Annotated in this window: 21 protein-coding genes; 10 read left to right on the forward strand and 11 right to left on the reverse strand. The window is 71.7% G+C overall.

The genetic code is table 11. From position 1 onward, the window contains the following. Positions 1 to 55 precede the first annotated feature (55 nt). The 4 genes from L6E10_RS31985 to L6E10_RS32000 are packed head-to-tail and all read left to right on the forward strand — an operon-like array spanning position 56 to position 3,351. Positions 56 to 823 carry an enoyl-CoA hydratase family protein gene (locus L6E10_RS31985; protein ID WP_236223880.1) on the forward strand — a complete coding sequence of 256 codons (768 nt, stop codon included), beginning with the start codon at positions 56 to 58 and terminating at the stop codon, positions 821 to 823. Then, a complete protein-coding gene (locus L6E10_RS31990) occupies positions 798 to 1,595 on the forward strand; it encodes a CoA transferase subunit A (RefSeq protein ID WP_236223881.1) in 798 nt (265 codons plus the stop codon). Before L6E10_RS31985 ends, L6E10_RS31990 begins: the two co-directional genes overlap by 26 nt. Beyond that, the gene (locus tag L6E10_RS31995) at positions 1,592 to 2,305 is read left to right on the forward strand and encodes a CoA-transferase subunit beta (protein WP_236223882.1); all 714 of its coding nucleotides are present in this window, start codon (positions 1,592 to 1,594) and stop codon (positions 2,303 to 2,305) included. Before L6E10_RS31990 ends, L6E10_RS31995 begins: the two co-directional genes overlap by 4 nt. Continuing rightward, the gene (locus tag L6E10_RS32000; protein WP_236223883.1) at positions 2,302 to 3,351 is read left to right on the forward strand and encodes a nitronate monooxygenase family protein; all 1,050 of its coding nucleotides are present in this window, start codon (positions 2,302 to 2,304) and stop codon (positions 3,349 to 3,351) included. The genes L6E10_RS31995 and L6E10_RS32000 overlap by 4 nt, the downstream gene beginning before the upstream one ends. Here L6E10_RS32000 and L6E10_RS32005 read toward each other — a convergent pair. From L6E10_RS32005 to L6E10_RS32020, 4 genes are read right to left on the reverse strand one after another with little or no spacing between them, the layout of a single operon-like run. After that, the gene (locus tag L6E10_RS32005) at positions 3,335 to 4,480 is read right to left on the reverse strand and encodes an acetyl-CoA C-acetyltransferase (protein WP_236223884.1); all 1,146 of its coding nucleotides are present in this window, start codon (positions 4,478 to 4,480) and stop codon (positions 3,335 to 3,337) included. The genes L6E10_RS32000 and L6E10_RS32005 overlap by 17 nt on opposite strands. Before the next feature lie 13 nt (positions 4,481 to 4,493). Next, positions 4,494 to 5,090 (reverse strand): TetR/AcrR family transcriptional regulator, encoded by a 597-nt coding sequence (locus L6E10_RS32010; RefSeq protein ID WP_236223885.1) that lies wholly within the window; start codon positions 5,088 to 5,090, stop codon positions 4,494 to 4,496. 14 nt (positions 5,091 to 5,104) lie between these two features. Next, a complete protein-coding gene (locus L6E10_RS32015; RefSeq protein ID WP_236223886.1) occupies positions 5,105 to 5,848 on the reverse strand; it encodes an SDR family oxidoreductase in 744 nt (247 codons plus the stop codon). Beyond that, on the reverse strand, positions 5,845 to 6,918 hold the full coding sequence (locus tag L6E10_RS32020; protein WP_236223887.1) for an acyl-CoA dehydrogenase family protein: 1,074 nt from the start codon (positions 6,916 to 6,918) through the stop codon (positions 5,845 to 5,847). The genes L6E10_RS32015 and L6E10_RS32020 overlap by 4 nt, the downstream gene beginning before the upstream one ends. Positions 6,919 to 6,996: 78 nt before the next feature. Here L6E10_RS32020 and L6E10_RS32025 point away from each other — a divergent pair, with 78 nt between their 5' ends. From L6E10_RS32025 to L6E10_RS32045, 5 genes are read left to right on the forward strand one after another with little or no spacing between them, the layout of a single operon-like run. Continuing rightward, positions 6,997 to 8,436, forward strand: coding sequence for a FadD3 family acyl-CoA ligase (locus tag L6E10_RS32025; protein WP_275677228.1), 1,440 nt, complete (start codon positions 6,997 to 6,999; stop codon positions 8,434 to 8,436). Beyond that, complete coding sequence (locus tag L6E10_RS32030; RefSeq protein ID WP_236223888.1) at positions 8,433 to 9,263, forward strand: enoyl-CoA hydratase; 831 nt, start codon at positions 8,433 to 8,435, stop codon at positions 9,261 to 9,263. Before L6E10_RS32025 ends, L6E10_RS32030 begins: the two co-directional genes overlap by 4 nt. Next, on the forward strand, positions 9,263 to 10,354 hold the full coding sequence (locus tag L6E10_RS32035; RefSeq protein WP_236223889.1) for an acyl-CoA dehydrogenase family protein: 1,092 nt from the start codon (positions 9,263 to 9,265) through the stop codon (positions 10,352 to 10,354). Before L6E10_RS32030 ends, L6E10_RS32035 begins: the two co-directional genes overlap by 1 nt. Then, positions 10,351 to 11,154 (forward strand): acyl-CoA dehydrogenase family protein, encoded by an 804-nt coding sequence (locus tag L6E10_RS32040; RefSeq protein ID WP_236223890.1) that lies wholly within the window; start codon positions 10,351 to 10,353, stop codon positions 11,152 to 11,154. Before L6E10_RS32035 ends, L6E10_RS32040 begins: the two co-directional genes overlap by 4 nt. Beyond that, complete coding sequence (locus tag L6E10_RS32045) at positions 11,151 to 12,173, forward strand: acyl-CoA dehydrogenase family protein (protein ID WP_236223891.1); 1,023 nt, start codon at positions 11,151 to 11,153, stop codon at positions 12,171 to 12,173. Before L6E10_RS32040 ends, L6E10_RS32045 begins: the two co-directional genes overlap by 4 nt. A 9-nt stretch (positions 12,174 to 12,182) precedes the next feature. On the opposite strand, the gene L6E10_RS32050 is transcribed toward L6E10_RS32045, so the two are convergent. Further along, positions 12,183 to 12,602, reverse strand: a complete 420-nt coding sequence (locus tag L6E10_RS32050; protein WP_236223892.1) for a helix-turn-helix domain-containing protein — start codon at positions 12,600 to 12,602, stop codon at positions 12,183 to 12,185. A gap of 42 nt (positions 12,603 to 12,644) precedes the next feature. Between L6E10_RS32050 and L6E10_RS32055 the strand changes: the two genes are divergently transcribed. Beyond that, entirely contained in the window at positions 12,645 to 13,460 is an 816-nt protein-coding gene (locus L6E10_RS32055) for a class I SAM-dependent methyltransferase (RefSeq protein WP_236223893.1), read from the forward strand. Here the strand turns inward: L6E10_RS32055 and hsaB are convergent. Genes hsaB through L6E10_RS32085 form a run of 6 tightly spaced genes read right to left on the reverse strand, consistent with a single transcriptional unit; the run spans position 13,446 to position 18,721 of the window. Continuing rightward, positions 13,446 to 14,018 carry a 3-hydroxy-9,10-secoandrosta-1,3,5(10)-triene-9,17-dione monooxygenase reductase subunit gene (gene hsaB, locus L6E10_RS32060; RefSeq protein WP_308102924.1) on the reverse strand — a complete coding sequence of 191 codons (573 nt, stop codon included), beginning with the start codon at positions 14,016 to 14,018 and terminating at the stop codon, positions 13,446 to 13,448. The genes L6E10_RS32055 and hsaB overlap by 15 nt on opposite strands. Then, entirely contained in the window at positions 13,982 to 14,884 is a 903-nt protein-coding gene (gene hsaC / locus L6E10_RS32065) for an iron-dependent extradiol dioxygenase HsaC (RefSeq protein WP_236223894.1), read from the reverse strand. Before hsaC ends, hsaB begins: the two co-directional genes overlap by 37 nt. After that, complete coding sequence (gene hsaD, locus L6E10_RS32070) at positions 14,884 to 15,693, reverse strand: 4,5:9,10-diseco-3-hydroxy-5,9,17-trioxoandrosta-1(10),2-diene-4-oate hydrolase (RefSeq protein ID WP_236223895.1); 810 nt, start codon at positions 15,691 to 15,693, stop codon at positions 14,884 to 14,886. Before hsaD ends, hsaC begins: the two co-directional genes overlap by 1 nt. Before the next feature lie 10 nt (positions 15,694 to 15,703). Beyond that, a complete protein-coding gene (hsaA, locus tag L6E10_RS32075) occupies positions 15,704 to 16,870 on the reverse strand; it encodes a 3-hydroxy-9,10-secoandrosta-1,3,5(10)-triene-9,17-dione monooxygenase oxygenase subunit (protein WP_236223896.1) in 1,167 nt (388 codons plus the stop codon). Next, positions 16,867 to 17,877, reverse strand: coding sequence for a 4-hydroxy-2-oxovalerate aldolase (dmpG, locus tag L6E10_RS32080; RefSeq protein WP_236223897.1), 1,011 nt, complete (start codon positions 17,875 to 17,877; stop codon positions 16,867 to 16,869). The genes hsaA and dmpG overlap by 4 nt, the downstream gene beginning before the upstream one ends. Then, positions 17,843 to 18,721: an acetaldehyde dehydrogenase (acetylating) gene (locus L6E10_RS32085; RefSeq protein ID WP_236223898.1), complete on the reverse strand. Its 879-nt coding sequence runs from the start codon at positions 18,719 to 18,721 to the stop codon at positions 17,843 to 17,845. Before L6E10_RS32085 ends, dmpG begins: the two co-directional genes overlap by 35 nt. Positions 18,722 to 18,728: the final 7 nt, after the last annotated feature.

Here is an 18,728-nt window from a genome sequence, read left to right on the forward strand (position 1 = left end):
GTCGCTCCGGCACTGCTAAATTACCAAGCAATCGCTTGGTTCGGAAGGCGGCGCGATGGGGATCTCCAGCAGCCACACCGAAAACGGCATCGTCGAGGTCACCATCGACTACCCCCCGGTCAACGCCGTCCCCTCCCGGGGCTGGTTCGACCTGGCCGCGGCGGTCACGTCCGCGGGCGAGGACCCGCGAGCGCGGGTGGTGGTCCTCCGCGCGGAGAACCGCGGGTTCTGCGCGGGCGTCGACCTCAAGGAGATCCAGCGCGCGGAGGGCTACAACGCGCTCGTGGCGGCCAACCGCGGGTGCGCCAAGGCGTTCGCGGCCGTCTACGACTGCGAGGTGCCGGTGATCGCCGCCGTCAACGGGTTCTGCCTCGGCGGCGGTGTCGGGCTGGTCGGCAACGCGGACGTCGTCGTCGCGTCCGACGACGCCACGTTCGGGCTGCCCGAGGTCGACCGCGGTGCGCTCGGCGCGGCCACCCACCTCGCGAGGCTCGTGCCGCAGCACCTCATGCGCACGCTCTACTACACGGCCCGCAACGTCAGCGCGCAAACCCTGCACCACCACGGCAGCGTCGTCGAGGTCGTGCCCCGCGCACAGCTCGACGACGCGGCGCGCGAGATCGCGCAGGAGATCGCGAAGAAGGACACCGCGGTGATCCGCGCCGCCAAGGAGGCGATCAACGGCATCGACCCGCAGCGCGTGCACCGGAGCTACCGCTTCGAGCAGGGCTTCACCTTCGAGCTGAACCTCACCGGCGTGTCGGACCACGCCCGGCAGGCCTTCCTGGACGGAGACCATGCGCGACAAGCGAATGACGGCTGACGAGGCCGTCGGCGAGATCGAGGACGGGATGACCGTCGGCATCGGCGGCTGGGGCTCGCGGCGCAAGCCGATGACCCTGGTCAAGGCTCTGCTGCGGTCCGGCGTCACCGGCCTCACGGTCGTCACGTACGGCGGCCCGGACGCCGGTCTGCTGTGCGCGGCCGGCAAGGTCCGCAAGCTGGTCTACGGCTTCGTCTCGCTCGACTCGATCCCGTACGACCCGTGGTTCAAGCGGGCGCGCGAGACCGGTGCGATCGAGGTGCTGGAGCTCGACGAGGGCATGCTCCAGACGGGGCTGCGCGCCGCCGGGCACCGGTTGCCGTTCCTGCCGATCCGGGCGGGCCTGGGGTCGGACGTGCTGACGTACGCGCCGGAGCTCAAGACCGTGCGATCACCCTATGACGACGGCGAGGAACTGGTCGCGATGCCCGCGCTCGAGCTCGACGTGGCCCTCGTGCACCTCAACCGCGCGGACAGGCACGGCAACGCCCAGTACCTCGGGCCGGACCCGTACTTCGACGACCTGTTCTGCCTGGCCGCGGACAAGAGGTACGTCTCGTGCGAGCAGGTCGTCGAGACGTTCGACGGACCGCCGCAAACCCTGCTGCTCAACCGGATGATGGTCGACGGCGTGGTGGAGGCACCAGGTGGCGCGGGGTTCACGAGCTGCGTGCCCGACTACGGCCGTGACGAGGCCCTCCAGCGCGAGTACGCCGACGCCGCCACGGACTTGGAGCAGTGGCCGGACTTCTACGAGAGGTTTCTGGGATGAGCGACATCACGCGCGCCGAGGTCTGCGTCGCCGCGTGCGCCGACCTGTTCCTCGGCGCCGGGGAGACGCTCGCCAGCCCGATGGGCCTCATCCCGTCCCTCGGCGCGAAGCTCGCCCGGCTGACGACCGAACCCGGCCTGCTGCTCAGCGACGGCGAGGCGTTCCTGCTCACGCCGGAGTCCGCGGTGGAGGGCTGGCTGCCGTACCGGAAGGTGTTCGACGTCGTCGCGCACGGCCGCCGGCACGTCGTGATGGGCGCGAACCAGGTCGACCGGTTCGGCAACCAGAACATCTCCGCGATCGGCGACCACGCGCGGCCCACGCGCCAGCTCCTCGGCTTCCGGGGCGCGCCGGGCAACACGATCAACCACCGCACCAGCTACTGGGTGCCGCGGCACAGCCCGCGCGTGCTCGTCGAGGCGGTCGACGTGGTGTCCGGAGTCGGCTACGACCGGGCCGTGGGGCCCTTCCACGACGTCCACCGCGTCGTCACGAACCTCGCCGTGCTCGACTTCGCCACCCCGGACCGCTCGATGCGGATCGTGTCCGCGCACCCCGGCGTGTCCGTCGACGAGGTGCGGCGGCAGACGTCGTTCCCCCTGGCCGCCGACGGGGTCACCGAGACCAGGCTCCCGACCGGCGAGGAGCTCGACCTGATCAGGACGAGGCTCGACCCGCACGGCACGCGCGACGGGGAGGTGCCGCGGTGAGGACCGCGCTCACCGACCTGGCCGGCGTGCGGCACCCGGTCGTGCAGACCGGCATGGGCTGGGTCGCGGGTCCGCGGCTGGTGTCCGCGACCGCCGAGGCCGGCGGGCTCGGCATCCTCGCCTCGGCCACGATGACCTACCCGGAGCTCGAAGCCGCCGTCAAGGAGACCCGCTCGCGCACCACCGCGCCGTTCGGCGTGAACCTCCGCGCGGACGCCCACGACGCATCGGAGCGGATCGACCTGCTCATCCGCGAACGGGTCCGGGTCGCTTCCTTCGCGCTGGCCCCGAAACCGGACATGATCGCGAAGCTGCACGACGCCGGTGTCGTCGTGATCCCGTCGGTCGGCGCGGCCCGGCACGCCGAGAAGGTCGCGAAGTGGGGCGCGCACGCCGTGATCGTCCAGGGTGGTGAGGGCGGCGGCCACACCGGCGGCGTGGCGACGACCCTGCTGCTGCCGAGCGTGCTGGACGCCGTGGACATCCCGGTGGTCGCGGCCGGCGGCTTCTTCGACGGACGCGGGCTGGCCGCCGCGCTCGCGTACGGCGCGGCCGGCATCGCGATGGGCACCCGGTTCCTGCTCACGCGGGAGAGCACGGTGCCGGACGCGGTGAAACAGGCCTACCTGCGACGGGACCTGAACGGCACGGTCGTGACCACCCGCGTCGACGGCCTGCCGCACCGGGTCCTGCGGTCCGGCCTCGTCGAGCGCCTCGAGAGGTCCGGCCGGATCAGCGGCCTCGCCAGGGCCGTCGCCAACGCGGCCCGGTTCCGGCGGCACACCGGGCTGTCGTGGCGCGCGATGATCCGCGAGGGCCTGGCCCTCAGGCACGGCAGGGACCTCACGTGGTCGCAGGTCGTCATGGCCGCGAACACGCCGATGCTGCTCAAGGCGGGCCTGGTCGAGGGCAGGACCGACGCGGGCGTGCTCGCGTCCGGCCAGGTCGCCGGACTGCTCGGCGACCTGCCGACGTGTGCGGATCTCATCGAGGGGATCGTGCGGGACGCCGAGGCGGCGATCGACCGGCTCAGAGCCGTTCGATGATCGTCACGTTCGCCTGGCCGCCGCCCTCGCACATCGTCTGCAACCCGAACCGGCCGCCCGTCCGCTCCAGCTCGTGCAGCAACGTGGTGAGCAGCTTCGTGCCGGTCGCGCCGATCGGGTGGCCGAGCGCGAGCGCTCCCCCGTTGACGTTGACCCTGGCGAGGTCGATCTCCAGCTCCTTGGCCCACGCCAGCGCCACCGACGCGAACGCCTCGTTGATCTCGAACAGGTCGATGTCCGCGAGGGACATCCCGGCGCGTTCCAGCGCGTACCGGGTGGCCCGGATCGGCGCAGTCAGCATGTAGATCGGGTCGGACCCGCGCGCCGACAGGTGGTGCACGCGGGCCCGCGGCGTCAGCCTGTGCTCGCGCACGGCCCGTTCCGACACCACCAGCACCGCGGAGGCACCGTCGGAGATCTGCGACGACAGCGCGGCGGTGGTCCGGCCGCCCGGCCGCAACGGCGCCAGCTTCGCCATCTTCTCGGCGCTGGTGTCCGGGCGTGGGCACTCGTCGGCCGCCACCCCGTTGACCGGGGCGATCTCGCGGTCGAACCGGCCCTCCTTGATCGCGGTGATCGCGCGGAGGTGGCTCTGCAGCGCGAACTCCTCCATCTCGCGCCGCGACAGGTCCCACCGCACGGCGATCAGGTCGGCCGCGCGGAACTGCGAGACCTCCTCGTCGCCGTAGCGGTGCTGCCAGCCCTCGCAGCCCTCGAACGGGCCGCCCGCCCGTGGACCGGCCGTCATGGCCGACCCGATCGGCACCTGCGATATGTTCTGCACGCCACCCGCGACCACGACGTCGGCGGTGCCGCTCATGACCGCCTGTGCCGCGAAGTGCAGCGCCTGCTGGCTCGAGCCGCACTGCCGGTCGACCGTCACGCCCGGCACCTGCTCCGGGAACCCCGCCGCGAGCCACGACGTGCGCGCTATGTCGCCCGCCTGCGGGCCGACGGTGTCCACGCAGCCGAAGATCACGTCGTCGACGTCCGTGGGGTCGACGTCGACCCGGTTGAGCAGTGCGGTGATCACGTGCGCGCCGAGATCGGCGGGGTGCACGTGGCTGAGCTCGCCACCGCGCCTGCCCGCCGGGGTCCGCACAGCCTCGATGATGTACGCCTCGGCCACGAGGGCCCTCCTTCTACGTCTTCGAGTTCGTCCGGCGTCCCGTGGCGATGCCGTCGAGCAGGATGGCGAGGTACTGGTCGGCCACCGTCTCCGCGGACAGGTCGCCGTCCGGCCGGTACCAGCGCACGGCCACCCACACCGTGTCGCGGATGAACCGGTACGCCACGTCGACGTCGAGGTCGGCGCGGAACACTCCCGCGCTGATGCCCTCCTCCAGCAGCACCGTCCACAGCTTGCGGAACTCCGCGCTGCGGTCCTCGATGTAGGAGAACCGCTCCAGCGGCGCCAGGTGCTTGGCCTCGTTCTGGTAGATCGCGACCGCGGCGTGCCGCGTGTCGATCGCCTCGAACGACGCCACGACCAGCGCCTTGAGGGTCTTCTTCGGACCGGCGCCGGCCTCGACGATCTCCCGGTACCGGGTGAACAGCCCGTCCAGGAACGTCCGCAGGATCTCGTCCACCATCGACTCCTTCGAGTCGAAGTGGTGGTAGAGGCTGCCGGACAGGATGCCGGCCGCGTCCGCGATGTCCCTGACCGTGGTCTGCCCGTAGCCTCGGTCGGCGAACATCTTCGCGGCGAGCTCCAGCAGCTCGGCCCTCCGGGTGCTCATCGGTCGTTCCTCTCTCACGGGTGCTGACTGCTCACCGAGACGACCTCGCCCGTCAGGTAGGACGAGTAGTCGCTGGCGAGGAACACGATCACATTCGCGACCTCCCAGGGCTCGGCGGCGCGCCCGAAAGCCTCGCGGGACGCCAGTTCGGTCAGCAACTCCTCACTGGTGACCTTGGCCAGGAACGGGTGCGCCGCCAAGCTCGGCGCGACGGCGTTCACCCGGATGCCGTGCTCGGCGACGTCCATCGCGGCGCACCTGGTGAGCGCCATGACCCCCGCTTTCGCTGCGGCGTAGTGGGCTTGACCCCTCTGGGCGCGCCAGCCGATCACACTGGAGTTGTTGACGACGACACCGCTTCGTTGGACGACCATTCGGCGTAGTGCGGCCCTGGTGCAGCGGAAGGTGCCGGTCAGCGTGACGTCGAGGACCCGCGACCACTCCTCGTCGGCCATGTCGAGGACCGACTTCTCGCCACCGAGGCCGGCGTTGTTGACCATCACGTCGATGCGGCCGTAGCGCTCGACCGTCTCGTCGACCAGCCGTTGCACCTGCTGCTCATCGGTGACGTCGCACGGGACGGCGTGGGCGGTGCCCAGTGCCTCGTGGGTCTCCCCGAGGCGGCGTTCGTGCCAGTCGCTGATGACGACCGTGGCGCCTTCTTCGAGGCACCGCTTCGCGGTCGCCGAGCCGATGCCGGTGCCCGCCGCGGCCGTGACCACGACGACCTTGCCCGTCAGCAGGTCGTGGCCGGTCATCGCGGCAGCCCCAGGATCCGGTGGGCGATGATCTCGCGCTGGATCTCGTCCGAGCCGCCGTAGATGGTCTCCGCGCGGCTGAACAGGAACAGGCGCTGCCACTCGTTGTCGTCGATCATCGACTCGGGCCCGAGCGAGTCCACCGCGAGCTCGCCGAGCCTGCGGTGCCAGCCCGCCCAGAACAGCTTCAGCACGGACGCCTCCGGGCCCGGTTCGTCGTTCAGGGTCCTCAGCGTGTGCGAGCGCATGACGTGCAGCTCCACCCACGCCCTGGTGAGCCTCTCGTCGGCCGGGGCCCGCGCCGTGATCGCGTCGAGCTCACGCCGGAACGCGACCTGGTGGCCGAGCATCGCCGTGCCGCGCTCGAAGCCGAGGGTGGCCATCGCGACCTTCCAGCCCTCACCGGGGCGGCCGACGACGTTCTCCCGCGCCGTGACCGCGCCGTCGAAGAAGACCTCGTTGAACTCGGACGTGCCGGTGAGCTGGCGGATCGGCCGCACCTCGATCCCCGGCTGGCGCAGCGGGACGAGCAGGTACGACAGGCCCTGGTGCCGCCGCGAGCCCGGTTCGGTGCGGCACAGCACGAAGATCCAGTCCGAGTGGTGCGCGTTCGACGTCCAGATCTTCTGGCCGTCGACCACCCACCGGCCGCCTTCGAGCCGCGCCTTGGTCCGCACGGACGCCAGATCGGATCCCGCGCCCGGTTCGGAGTAGCCCTGGCACCACAGCTCGTCGAGGGTGCGGATCCTGGGCAGGAAGCGCTCCTTCTGCTCCGGCGTGCCGAACGCGACGAGCGTCGGGCCCAGCAGGCCTTCTCCGACGATGTCGACCTTCGCCGGGGCGTCGGCCCGCGCGTACTCCTCGTGGAAGACCACCTGTTCCTCGACGCTGCGCTCGCCGGGCCAGCCGAGGCACGTCCACCCGCTCCGCGCGAGGTGCCGGTGCCAGCGCAACCGCCCCTCGAACGCCTCGTGCTCGCGGCCCGGTCCCCCCAGGCCGCGCAGCTCAGCGAACTCACCGACGAGGTTGGCGGACAACCATTCCCGCACCTCGCGCCGGAAGGACTCCATGCGCCATACTCTAACCTACCAAGCACTTGCTTTGGAGGCGTTGTGGCCGTAGATCCAAGCAGGCACACGGTTTCAGCCTTGCTCGACCGGGCCGCTGCTTCGTACATCGACGCGGAGGCGTTGGTGGACGGTGAAGTCCGGATCGGCTGGGCGGAGCTGCGTCGCGCGGTGCTGGACGCCGCTCGCGCGCTCGTGGGGATGGGCGTGCGGCCGGGTGACCGGGTCGCCCTGTGCGCGCCCAACTCGGCCCAGTGGGTGGTCGCGGGGCTCGGGGCGCTGCACGCGGGCGCGGCGCTCGTGCCGATCAACACGCGGTTCACCGCGACGGAGACCTTGGACGTGCTGCGGCGCAGCGCCGCCCGCGTGCTGGTCGTGGAGGGCGAGTTCCTGGGGCGTGACAGGGAGGCGGAGCTGCGGGCGTTGTCGCCGGACCTGCCGGAGGTGGTGCGGCTGCCGGCGTCCTGGGTCCCGGCCGACGTCGACCTGCCCACTCTGACCGGGGACCAGCTGTGCGACGTCGTGTTCACGTCCGGGACGACCGGGCGCAGCAAGGGGGCGATGAGCGCGCACCGGCAGTCGCTCGGGGTGGCCGAGGCGTGGGCCTCGTGCGGCGAACTGACTCCGGCGGACCGCTATCTGATCGTCAACCCCTTCTTCCACACCTTCGGCTACAAGGCGGGGATCCTGGCGTGCCTGTCGAGCGGCGCCACGATCGTGCCGCAGCCGGTGTTCGACGTCGTCGAGACGATGCGGCTGGTCGAGCGGGAGCGGATCACCGTGCTGCCGGGGCCGCCGACGATCTTCCAGGCGCTGCTGGACCACCCCGGGCGCGACTCGTTCGACCTGTCGAGCCTGCGGCTGGCGGTCACCGGTGCCGCGGTCGTCCCGGTGGCGCTGGTCGAGCGCATGCGGTCGGAGCTGTCGCTGACCGTGCTCACCGCCTACGGGCTGACGGAGGCGGTCGTCGCCACCATGTGCCGGCCCGGTGACTCGCCGGAGACCGTCGCGCACACGTGCGGGCGCCCCCTCGCGGGGTTCGAGCTGCGGCTGGGCGAGCGGGACGAGGTGCTGCTGCGCGGCCCGAACGTGATGCTCGGCTACCTCGACGATCCCGGGGCCACGGCCGCCGCGGTCGACGCCGACGGCTGGCTGCACACGGGTGACGTCGGGACGGTCGACGAGCACGGGTACCTCTCGATCACCGACCGGCTCAAGGACATGTACATCTGCGGCGGGTTCAACGTCTACCCGGCGGAGGTCGAGCAGGCGCTGGCCCGCCTGCCGGGGGTCGCGGAGTCGGCGGTGGTCGGGACGGCCGACGCGCGGCTCGGCGAGGTCGGCGTGGCGCACGTGGTCACGGCGCCCGGTTCCGCGCTGACGGCGGACGAGGTGATCGCGTTCTGCCGGGAGCGGCTCGCGAACTACAAGGTGCCGCGTGCGGTGGAGTTCCACCCCGCGCTCCCCCGCAACGCCATGGGCAAGGTCCTCAAAATCCGACTGCGCAAGGAGAACGCGTGACTGTGTCGTATGAGCGGCGGGACGCGGTCGCCGTCGTGACCATGAACCGCCCGGAGTACCGCAACGCGCAGAACTCGGCGATGACCTACGCGCTGGACGAGGCCTTCACCCGCGCGGTCGACGACGACGAGGTCAAGGTGGTCGTCCTGGCCGGTGCCGGCGACCACTTCTCCGCGGGCCACGACATCGGCTCACCGGGGCGTGACGTCGACACCTCGTTCGAGCGCAAGGCTGTCCTGTGGTGGGACCACGTCGGCCGTGAGGGCGGCGAACTCCGGTTCGCGCGCGAGATGGAGGTCTACCTCGGGATGTGCCGGCGGTGGCGGGAGATCCCGAAGCCGACGATCGCGATGGTGCAGGGCGCGTGCGTCGCCGGTGGCCTGATGCTGGCGTGGGTCTGCGACCTGGTCGTCGCCTCCGAGGACGCGTTCTTCGCCGACCCCGTGGTGCGCATGGGGATTCCCGGTGTCGAGTACTTCGCGCACCCGTGGGTCCTCGGCCCTCGTGCCGCGAAGGAGGTGCTCTTCACCGGCGACCGGTTCTCGGCCCAGCGCGCCCACGAGTGGGGCATGGTGTCGCGCGTCGTGCCCCGGGAGTCGCTGGAGGCGAGCGTCTTCGAGCTGGCGGGGCGGATCTCGGCGATGCCGCGGTTCGGGCTCGCTCTCGCGAAGAAGGCGGTCAACCAAGCCGAGGACCTGATGGGGATGCGTGCCGGGATGGACTCGGTGTTCGGGCTGCACCACTTCGCGCACGCGCACAACGCCGAGGTCGGCACCGACGCGCTGGCCGGCATGGACGCCCGCGCGATGAAGAAGGCCTCCGGCTGATGGACCTCTCCCTCGACGCGTCGACCCTCGAGTTCCAGGCCGAGGTGCGCTCGTGGCTGGCGGCGCACGTCCGTCCGCTGTCCTCGATGGACACCGCGGAGGGCTTCGAGGAACACCGGTCCTGGGAACGCCTCCTCGCCTCTTCCCGGTTGTCGGTCGTCTCGTGGCCCGAGGAGTTCGGTGGCCGGGCGGCCTCGCTGCTCCAGTGGCTGGTGTTCGAGGAGGAGTACCACGCCTCCGGCGCACCCGGCCGCGTCTCGCAGAACGGCATCTTCCTGCTCGCGCCGACGTTGTTCGCGCACGGCACGGACGAGCAACGCGCTCGGATCCTGCCCGCGATGGCCCGCGCCGACGAGGTCTGGGCGCAGGCCTGGTCCGAACCCGAGGCGGGGTCGGACCTGGCGTCGCTGCGCAGCACGGCCGTCCGCCGCGACGGCGGCTGGCTGCTGCGCGGCCAGAAGACCTGGAGCTCCAGGGCGGCGTTCGCGGACCGCGCGTTCGGGCTCTTCCGCACCGGCCCCGGCGAACGCCACCGGGGCCTGACCTACCTGTTGTTCGACCTGCGCGCCCCCGGCGTGGCGGTGCGGCCGATCGCCCAGCTCGACGGTGAGCCGGGCTTCGCCGAGATCTTCCTCGACGACGTGTTCGTGCCGGACCACGACGTCGTGGGCGAACCCGGCGACGGCTGGCGCGTGGCGATGAGCACCGCGGGCACCGAGCGCGGCCTCACCCTGCGCAGCCCCGGCCGTTTCACCGCCGCGGCCGCGCGCCTGGTGGAGCTGTACCGCGAGAACCCCGATCCGGCGTTGCGCGACCGGGTCGTGGACGCGTGGATCGGCGCGCAGGCCTACCGCCTCCACACGTACGGCGCGTTGGCGCAGCCGTTGAGCGGGCCTGCCGCGAGCGTGACGAAGGTGTTCTGGTCCGAGCTCGACGTGGCCCTGCACGAGACCGCGCTCGACCTGCTCGGCGAGGTGGCGCCGGGCTGGCGGGACGGGTGGCTGTTCTCGCTGGCGGGACCGATCTACGCCGGCACCAACGAGATCCAGCGCAACGTGATCGCCGAACGACTCCTGGGGCTGCCGCGATGATGTTCACGCTGTCCGCCGAGCAGGCGGACCTCGCCTCCGTGCTGCACGACTTCCTGGCCGCGGGCCGGACCGACCTCGGTGCGCTGGGTCTGGACGAGGTGACCGACCCGGTGGACCTGGTGGTGGTGTTCGAGGAGCTGGGGCACCACGCGTCGGCCGGGCCCCTGGTCGAGTCCCTCGCGGTGCTGCCCGCCCTGGGGGTGGGTGCCGGCTCCGTCGCCTTCCCGCCTCTGGTGCCCCACGCCGTCGAGGCCGATCGGTACTTCCTGGTCCAGGGCTCCGACGTGCACGAGGCGTCCCCCACCTCGTTCCTGCGGTCCGTGGACCCGTCCCGCCGCCTGGCCGAACTGGCGGCGGGCCCGGTCGTCGCCACCGGTGTGCAGGCCGCCCGCGCGTTCGACCTGGGTGTCCTGACCTGCTCGGCCCAGCTCCTCGGCCTGGGCAGGGCGATGCTGGAGATGACCACCTCGTACGCCGCGGCACGCGCGCAGTTCGGCCAGCCGATCGGCCGGTTCCAAGCCGTCAAGCACCACCTCGCGACCGTCCTGGTCGGCCTGGAGATGGCACGGCCCCTGGTCTTCGGCGCCGCCGTGACCCTGACGTCCAGGGACGTGTCCGCCGCCAAGGTGGCCACCTCCGACGCCGCCTGGCGTGCCGCCCGCACCGCCCTGCAGGTGCACGGCGCCATCGGCTACACCGCCGAGCACGAGCTGGGCAGGTTCCTGCTGCAGACCCGAGCCCTGCGCACGGCGTGGGGCAGCCCGTCGACGCACCGGGCCCGAGTGCTGGAGGCGTTGTGACACCGGAACGACTGGCGTTGCGCGACGCCGTCCGCGGCGTGCTCGACAGGCACTCGGACGTCCGCGCGGCCATCGAGGCACCGCACGGCCACGACAAGGCTCTCTGGGCACGGCTGTGCGACATCGGCGTGCTCCCGATCCCCGAGGAGTACGGCGGCTCCGGCGCCGGGTTGCCGGAGACCCACGTGGCGCTGGGGGAACTCGGCCGCACCCTCACCCCGGCACCGCTGCTCGCCTCGACGCTCGCCTCGCAGGCGTTGCTGGCCACCGGGAACGCCGAGGCGTGCGCCCGGTTGCTGCCCCGGATCGCCGGCGGGGAGATCGCCGCCCTCGTCTGGCCGTGGGCCGCCGGCGACGGGGTGACCGCCGCGCCACCCGACCACCCGGAGATCACCACGACGGCCTCCGGGAGTGCGCTGGAGGGCGGCGTCCGCTACGTCCTGGACGGGGACACCGCCGAGATCCTGCTCGTCACGGACGGCGTCTCGCTGTACGAGGCCGACCCGGCCGGCGTCACCCGCTCGCACACCCCGGCGATGGACCCGACGCGCCGCCTCGCCGCCGTCCGGCTGACCGGTGGTGCCGCCACGTACCTCGGGCCGTGGTCCCCCGGCGTGCGGGACATCGCGTTGGCGGCGTTGAGCGCGGAGCAGGTAGGTGCTGCCGCACGGGCGCTCGAGCTCACCGTCGAGCACACCAGGACGCGGGTCCAGTTCGGGAAGCCCATCGGGTCGTTCCAGGCCCTGAAGCACCGGATGGCCGATCTGCACGTGCTCGTGGAGACGGCGCGGTCGGCCTCGCTCGCGGCGGTGGACGAGGTGTCGGCGGCGGTGGCGAAGGTGTACTGCTCCGAGGCCTTCTTCAAGGTCGCGGCCGAGATGGTGCAGATGCACGGCGGCATCGCGATCACCTGGGAGCACGACGCACACCTGTACTTGAAGCGGGCGCACGGGAGCGGGCAGTTGTTCGGCAGTCCGCAGGTCCACCTGGAACGACTCACCCGCCTCACCCGCGGGTGATCGCGGCGGTCACGGACCCGCGTCGCCGTCCGGCCGCCTGAACCCCTCCCTCAGCACGCGGCGGAACGTCGGGCACTCCAGGTGCGACGGCGCCGGGCAGGCCGCGGCGTGCCGCAGGTCGTCGCGCATGGAGGTGAGCCTGCGGATGGTCACGTCCAGCTCGTCCGCCTTGGCCGCGAGCATCGCGCGGTTCGGGGACGGACGGCCGTCGGGCGAGAACATCAGCGTGATCTCGTCGAGGGAGAACCCCGCCGAGCGGCAGACTGCGATCAGCGCCAGCTGTTCCAGCACGGCCGAGGAGAACACGCGGGCCAGGCCGCGGCGGCCCAGGGACGCGATCAGGCCTCGTTCCTCGTAGTAGCGCAGGGTCGAGGCGGGCACGCCGGAGCGGCGGACGACCTCACCGATGCCGATTTCCGCGAAGTCCACGACACTTGACCTCAAGCCGACTTGAAGTAGGACGGTGTGAGCATGACATCTGAGGTCAACAGCGAGCAGGCGGCCTGGTGGAACGCGGCGGGCCGGGGCTGGGCGAACGCGCAGGACGTCGTGGAGATGGTGCTGCGGCCGTTCCAGGACGTGCTGGTGCGGCACGCCCTGGAACGGCCGCGCGTCAAGGTCCTCGACGTCGGGTGCGGCACGGGCGGCGTCACCAGGGCGGTCACCGAGGCCACCGGGGCGGACTGCCTGGGCGTCGACATCTCCTCGACGATGCTCGCCGCGGCACGCGAGCACGGCGTGGCGCGGTTCATCGAGGCCGACGCGCAGGTGCACGCGTTCGGCGAGAGCTTCGACTTGGTCCTCAGCAGGTTCGGGGTGATGTTCTTCGCCGATCCGGAGGCGGCCTTCCGCAACCTGCTCGGCGCCACCACGCCGGGCGGTGAGCTCAGCCTGGTCGTCTGGCGCACGGCGGAGGAGAACCCGTTCATGACCACCGCGTCGAAGGCCGCGGCGGAGCTGGTGCCCGACGCGCCCGCGCCGGACCCGGACGGGCCGGGACCGTTCTCGCTCGCGGACGCCGGCAGGACCCGCGAGATCCTCGAACGGGCCGGGTGGGGCGAGGTCGGCCTCAGCCCGGTGGACCGGACCTGCACGATGCCCGAGAAGCTGCTGGGCACGTACCTGGGCAACCTCGGCCCGATCGCCCGCGCGCTGCGGGAGGCTCCGGAGGAGGACAGGGCCGGGATCCTCGCCGGCGTGAGGAGCGCGTTCGACGGGTTCGTGCACGACGACGAGGTGCGGATCCCGGGCGCGTGCTGGCACGTCACGGCGTCAGCTCCACTCTGACTGGCGCTGCCAGGTCAGGAGGTTGTCGAGGACCTCGCCGGACCAGCCGCGCGGGTCCAGTTCGGCGTGCGAGGCGTAGCGGCCGCGGTAGAACAGCAGCGGCCGCGCCTCGCGCACCGGGCCCAGCTCGACGACCGAGCCGATGACGACGTGGTGGTCACCCTCGTCGTGCACGGCCGTCACGCGGCAGTCCACCCACGTCAGGGCGCCGTCGAGCACCGGGGCCCCGGTGGGCGACGGCGTCCAGGAGGTGCCGGCGAACTTGTCCGCGCCCGCCCGGCCGAACACCGCCGACACCTCGCGCTGGTCCTCGGCCAGCACGTTCACGCAGAACGAGCCGGCCGGCGCCATCGCGGACCAGCTGCGCGAGGTCCGTCGCGGGCAGAACAGCACCAGCGGCGGGTCGAGCGACAGGGCGGCGAACGCCTGGCAGGCGAACCCGACCGGCCCGTCCGGGGACGTGCCGGTCACCACGGTCACCCCCGTGCAGAAATGGCCGAGGACGGAGCGGTAGCGGGCCGCTACTTCCGGACCCCCACGCTGAAGTCGTGTCCCCACAGGCTCACCGCCGTGCTTTCCCGTGCGATCCAGTCCTCATCGGACACCTGCCGTCCCTCGCAACCGAACTCGACGTCGAACCCGCCGGGTGTCTTCATGTAGAACGACAGCATCAGGTCGTTCACGTGCCGGCCCAGGGTCGCCGACAGGGGCACCTTGCGGCGCAGCGCGCGGTCGAGCGTCAGGCCCACGTCGTCGGTGTTCTCGACCTCGACCATGAGGTGCACGATCCCGCTCGGCGTCGGCATCGGCAGGAACGCGAGGCTGTGGTGGCGCGGGTTGCAGCCGAAGAACCGCAGCCACGCGGGCGGGCCGTCCTCGGGCCTGCCGACGAACTGCGGCGGCAGGCGCATCGAGTCGCGCAGCCGGAAGCCCAGCACGTCGCGGTAGAAGCGCAGAGCGGCCTCGTCGTCCGAAGTGGACAGCACGACGTGCCCGAGCCCCTGCTCCCCCGTCACGAACCGGTGCCCGTACGGCGAGACGACCCGCCGGTGCTCCAGCGCGGCGCCGTGGAACACCTCCAGGGTGTTGCCGGACGGGTCGTCGAACCTGATCAGCCCGTTCACCCGTCGTTCCGCCAGGTCCTCCGCCGTGCCCTCGACGTAGGTGACCCCGGCCGAGGCCAGGCGCTTCGCCACGTCCTCCAGCTCCGCCTCGGTGCCGGCCTCCCAGCCGGACACCTGCAGGCGGTCCCGGGTGCCGGGCACGATCACCAGCCGCGCCGGGAAGTCGTCCATGCGCAGGTGCAGTGCGCCCTCCGCCGAGCCCTTGCCCTCGACCATGCCGAGGACCTTCAGCCCGAACTCGCGCCACCGGGCCATGTCGGTGGCTTCGATCCTGAGGTAGCCCAGTGAACGGATGCCCATCACGCCTCCCCGAGGAAGTCGAGCGCCAGCCTGTTGAACTCGTCGAACTTCTCGAGCTGCGCCCAGTGCCCGCAGCCGCCGAACACGTGCAGCCGGGCGCGCGGGATCAGCTTCAGCGCCACCAGCGCGCCGTCCAGGGGGTTGACCCGGTCCTCGCGGCCCCACACGAGCAGCACGCGCTGACGCAGCCTGTACGCCTCGCGCCAGAGCATGCCCTGCTCGAAGTCCGCGCCGGAGAACGACTTGCCGAGCGCGGCCATGGCCCGCAACGACTCCGGCCTCGACGCGGCCTCGAACCGCTCGTCGACCAGCTCGTCGGTGATCAGCGACTGGTCGAAGACCATGATCCGCAGGAACTCCTCGATCTTCTCCCGCGTGGGTGTCCTGGCGAACGCGCCGAGCTTGCGCACCCCCTCGGTCGGATCCGGTGAGAAGACGTTCAACGACAGCCCGCCCGGCCCCATCAGCACGAGCCGCCCGGCGCGCTTGCCGTGGTCGAGGGCGAACCGGACCGCGGTCCCGCCGCCGAGCGAGTTGCCGAGGAGGTGGGCCCGCTCGACCTCCAGCGAGTCCAGCAGGTCCTTCAACGCCCTGGCGGCGAAGGAGAAGTACTGGTCGTGCTCGGCGGGCTTGTCCGACCGGCCGTAGCCGGGCAGGTCGACCGCCAACACCCGGAACGACTTCGCGAACACCGGGATGTTCGCGCGGAAGTTCGACATCGCCGACGCACCGGGCCCGCCGCCGTGCAGCAGGACCAGCGTCTCGGCGTTGTCCGCACCCGCCTCGTGGTAGTGCAACCGCACGCTCATCGACGCCCTCTCAGAACAACCCGTCGCGGACCTGGATGCCGAGCTCGTTCTTGCCGTACAGCACCAGCACGCGCTCCGGGTCGTTGGCCGCGTGCACCCGTGCGGCGTGCGCGTCGCGCCAGAACCGGGGCAGCGGCAGCCCCGCGTTGATCGCCTTGCCGCCCGCGCTCTCGAAGAGCCGGTCGATCGCGGAGATCGCCCGCGCGCTGCCCAGCACCTGGTCCCGCCGCGCCCGCAGGCGCAGCTCGACCGGGATCTTCGTGCCGGCGACGGCGTGCTCCCACTCCTCGGTGATGTCCTTCTCCAGCTGCCACCACGCGGTGTCGATGTCGGCGGCCGCCGTGGCGATGCGCACCTGCGCGAACGGGTCGTCCACCGACTTCTCGCCCAGGTAGGCGGCCCGGACGCGCTCGCGGGTCGCGGTGACGTGCAGCTCGTACGCGCCGGTCGCCATGCCGATCATCGGCGCGGTGATCGCGTACGGGTGGATCGTCCCGTACGGCATGCGGAACAGCGGGCCGGGGTTGACCTCCTGGCCGGGGCACCTGCACCGCGCGGTGTGCACCATGCTCAGCGCCCGGTGCTCCGGCACGAAGACGTCCTCCACGACGATGTCGTTGCTCCCGGTGCCCCGCAAGCCGACCGTGTCCCACACGTCGTTGATCAGGTAGTCGGAGATCGGCAGCAGGAACGTCCTGAAGTCGACCGGTTTGCCCTCGTCGTTCATCACCAGGCCGCCGAGCAGCACCCACGTGGCGTGGTCGCAGCCGGACGAGAAGCTCCACTTGCCGCTGAACCGGAAGCCGCCCTCGACCGGCGTCGCGCGGCCCGTCGGCGCGTAGGACGACGAGATCCGGGTGTCCTGGTCCTCGCCGAACACCTCGTCCTGCGCCTTCACGTCGAACAGCCCGACGTGCCACGGGTGCACGCCCAGCACGGACGCGACCCAGCCCGTCGACCCGCAGGCGCTGCCGATCAGCCTGACGGCGGTGTAGAAGTCCAGCGGGTGCGACTCGAAGCCGCCGTACCGGGCGGGCTGCAGCATCCGGAAGAAACCGGTCTCCTGCAACGCCTTCACCGACTCCGGCGGCACCCTGCGCAGCTCCTCCGCCTCCGCGGCGCGTTCCCTCAGGGAGGGCAGCAGCTCCCGCACCTTGCCGAGGATCTCCTCGCTCATCGGACGTTCTCCCTGCTCAGCTCCAGTGCGATGTCGATCAGCTGGTCCTCCTGCCCGCCGACGAGCTTGCGCTCGCCCGCGCGGACGAGGATCTGCGCGCCGGACACGCCGTAGCGCTCGGCCTGCGTGTACGCGTGTTTGAGGAAGCTGGAGTAGACGCCCGCGTACCCCATCATCAGCGCCATCCGGTCGAGCAGGCACTCCTCGGGCATGACGGGACGCACGACGTCCTCGGCCGCGTCCACGATCTCGAAGAAGTCGACGCCGGTGGTGAAACCCAGCTTGTCGCAGACGCCGACGAACGCCTCCAGCGGTGTGTTCCCCGCGCCCGCACCGAACCCGCGCACGCTGCCGTCGATCTGCCTCGCGCCCGCCCGTGCCGCGGCCACGGAGTTCGCGACGCTCAGCCCGAGGTTCTCGTGCCCGTGGAAGCCGACCTGGGCGTCGTCCCCCAGTTCCGCGACCAGCGCCTCGACGCGCTCGGAAACCTGTTCCAGGACGAGGGCTCCGGCCGAGTCGACCACGTAGACGCACTGGCAGCCGGCGTCGGCCATGACGCGCGCCTGCTTCGCCAGGGCCTCCGGTGGCCGCGAGTGCGCCATCATCAGGAAGCCGACGGTCTCCAGACCGCGGTCGCGGGCCAGCTGGAAGTGCTGCACGGACACGTCGGCCTCGGTGCAGTGCGTGGCGATCCGGACGATCGACGCGCCGTTGTCCTGCGACACCAGGATGTCGTCCTTCACCCCGACCCCGGGCAGCATCAGCACGGCGATCCTGGCCCGCGTGGCCGTCTCGGCCGCGACCTTGATGAGCTCCTGCTCCGGCGTGCGGCTGAAGCCGTAGTTGAACGACGACCCGCCCAGCCCGTCGCCGTGCGCCACCTCGATGACCGGCACGCCGGCACCGTCGAGCGCCGCCACGATCGAGCGCACGTCGTCGGCCGTGAACTGGTGCCGCTTGTGGTGCGAGCCGTCACGCAGTGACGTGTCGGTCAACCTGAGCTGCACGGGCGATCTCCTCCCCCACCTTCGTCGCGGCGGCGGTCATGATGTCGAGGTTCCCCGCGTACTCCGGCAGGAAGTCGCCCGCGCCCGCGACCTCCACGAAGATCGCGACGCGGCCGGGGTCGTACTGCGGTTCCCGCACCAGCCGGAATCCCGGGACGTACGACCGGATGTCGGTCTCCATCCGGGCGATCGAGTCGGTGATCGGGTCGGGGTCGGCGTTCTCCGGTACCGCGCAGAAGATCGTGTCGCGCATGATCATCGGTGGGTCGGCCGGGTTCAGGACGATGATCGCCTTGCCCTTCGCGGCACCGCCGATCGCCTCGATGCCGCGGCTGGTCGTGCGGGTGAACTCGTCGATGTTGGCCCGTGTCCCCGGTCCCGCCGACACCGACGCCACGCTCGCGACGATCTCCGCGTACGACACCGGGACCACCCGCGAGACCGCGTGCACCATCGGGATCGTGGCCTGGCCACCGCACGTGATCAGGTTGATGTTCGGCGCGTCCCGGTGCTCGCCGAGGTTCACCGGCGGGACGACGTACGGCCCGACCGCGGCCGGGGTCAGGTCGATCGCCCGGATGCCCGCCTCGGCGTAGCGCGGGGCGTTGGCCCGGTGCACCGCCGCGGAGGTCGCCTCGAACACGACGTCCGGCAGCTCGTCCTGGCGCAGCAACCAGTCCGCGCCGTCGACCGAGACCTCGAGCCCGAGGTCCGCCGCGCGCCGCAGCCCTTCGCTGGCCGGGTCGACGCCCACCATCCAGCGGGGTTCCAGCACGGACGAGCGCCGGAGCTTGTAGAGCAGGTCGGTGCCGATGTTGCCGGAGCCGACGATGGCCGCCTTCACCCAGTCA

Source organism: Lentzea sp. CC55 (assembly GCF_021056325.1).
Lineage (GTDB): Bacteria > Actinomycetota > Actinomycetes > Mycobacteriales > Pseudonocardiaceae > Lentzea > Lentzea jiangxiensis.

What these genes read in the sequence shown, in the direction of transcription:
- L6E10_RS31985 (WP_236223880.1), top strand. Translation starts at nt 56, where the DNA reads ATGGGGATCTCCAGCAGCCACACCGAAAACGGCATCGTCGAGGTCACC.
- L6E10_RS31990 (WP_236223881.1), top strand. Translation starts at nt 798, where the DNA reads ATGCGCGACAAGCGAATGACGGCTGACGAGGCCGTCGGCGAGATCGAG.
- L6E10_RS31995 (WP_236223882.1), top strand. Translation starts at nt 1,592, where the DNA reads ATGAGCGACATCACGCGCGCCGAGGTCTGCGTCGCCGCGTGCGCCGAC.
- L6E10_RS32010 (WP_236223885.1), bottom strand. Translation starts at nt 5,090, where the DNA reads ATGAGCACCCGGAGGGCCGAGCTGCTGGAGCTCGCCGCGAAGATGTTC.
- L6E10_RS32015 (WP_236223886.1), bottom strand. Translation starts at nt 5,848, where the DNA reads ATGACCGGCCACGACCTGCTGACGGGCAAGGTCGTCGTGGTCACGGCC.
- L6E10_RS32020 (WP_236223887.1), bottom strand. Translation starts at nt 6,918, where the DNA reads ATGGAGTCCTTCCGGCGCGAGGTGCGGGAATGGTTGTCCGCCAACCTC.
- L6E10_RS32035 (WP_236223889.1), top strand. Translation starts at nt 9,263, where the DNA reads ATGGACCTCTCCCTCGACGCGTCGACCCTCGAGTTCCAGGCCGAGGTG.
- L6E10_RS32040 (WP_236223890.1), top strand. Translation starts at nt 10,351, where the DNA reads ATGATGTTCACGCTGTCCGCCGAGCAGGCGGACCTCGCCTCCGTGCTG.
- L6E10_RS32055 (WP_236223893.1), top strand. Translation starts at nt 12,645, where the DNA reads ATGACATCTGAGGTCAACAGCGAGCAGGCGGCCTGGTGGAACGCGGCG.
- hsaC (WP_236223894.1), bottom strand. Translation starts at nt 14,884, where the DNA reads ATGGGCATCCGTTCACTGGGCTACCTCAGGATCGAAGCCACCGACATG.
- hsaD (WP_236223895.1), bottom strand. Translation starts at nt 15,693, where the DNA reads ATGAGCGTGCGGTTGCACTACCACGAGGCGGGTGCGGACAACGCCGAG.
- hsaA (WP_236223896.1), bottom strand. Translation starts at nt 16,870, where the DNA reads ATGAGCGAGGAGATCCTCGGCAAGGTGCGGGAGCTGCTGCCCTCCCTG.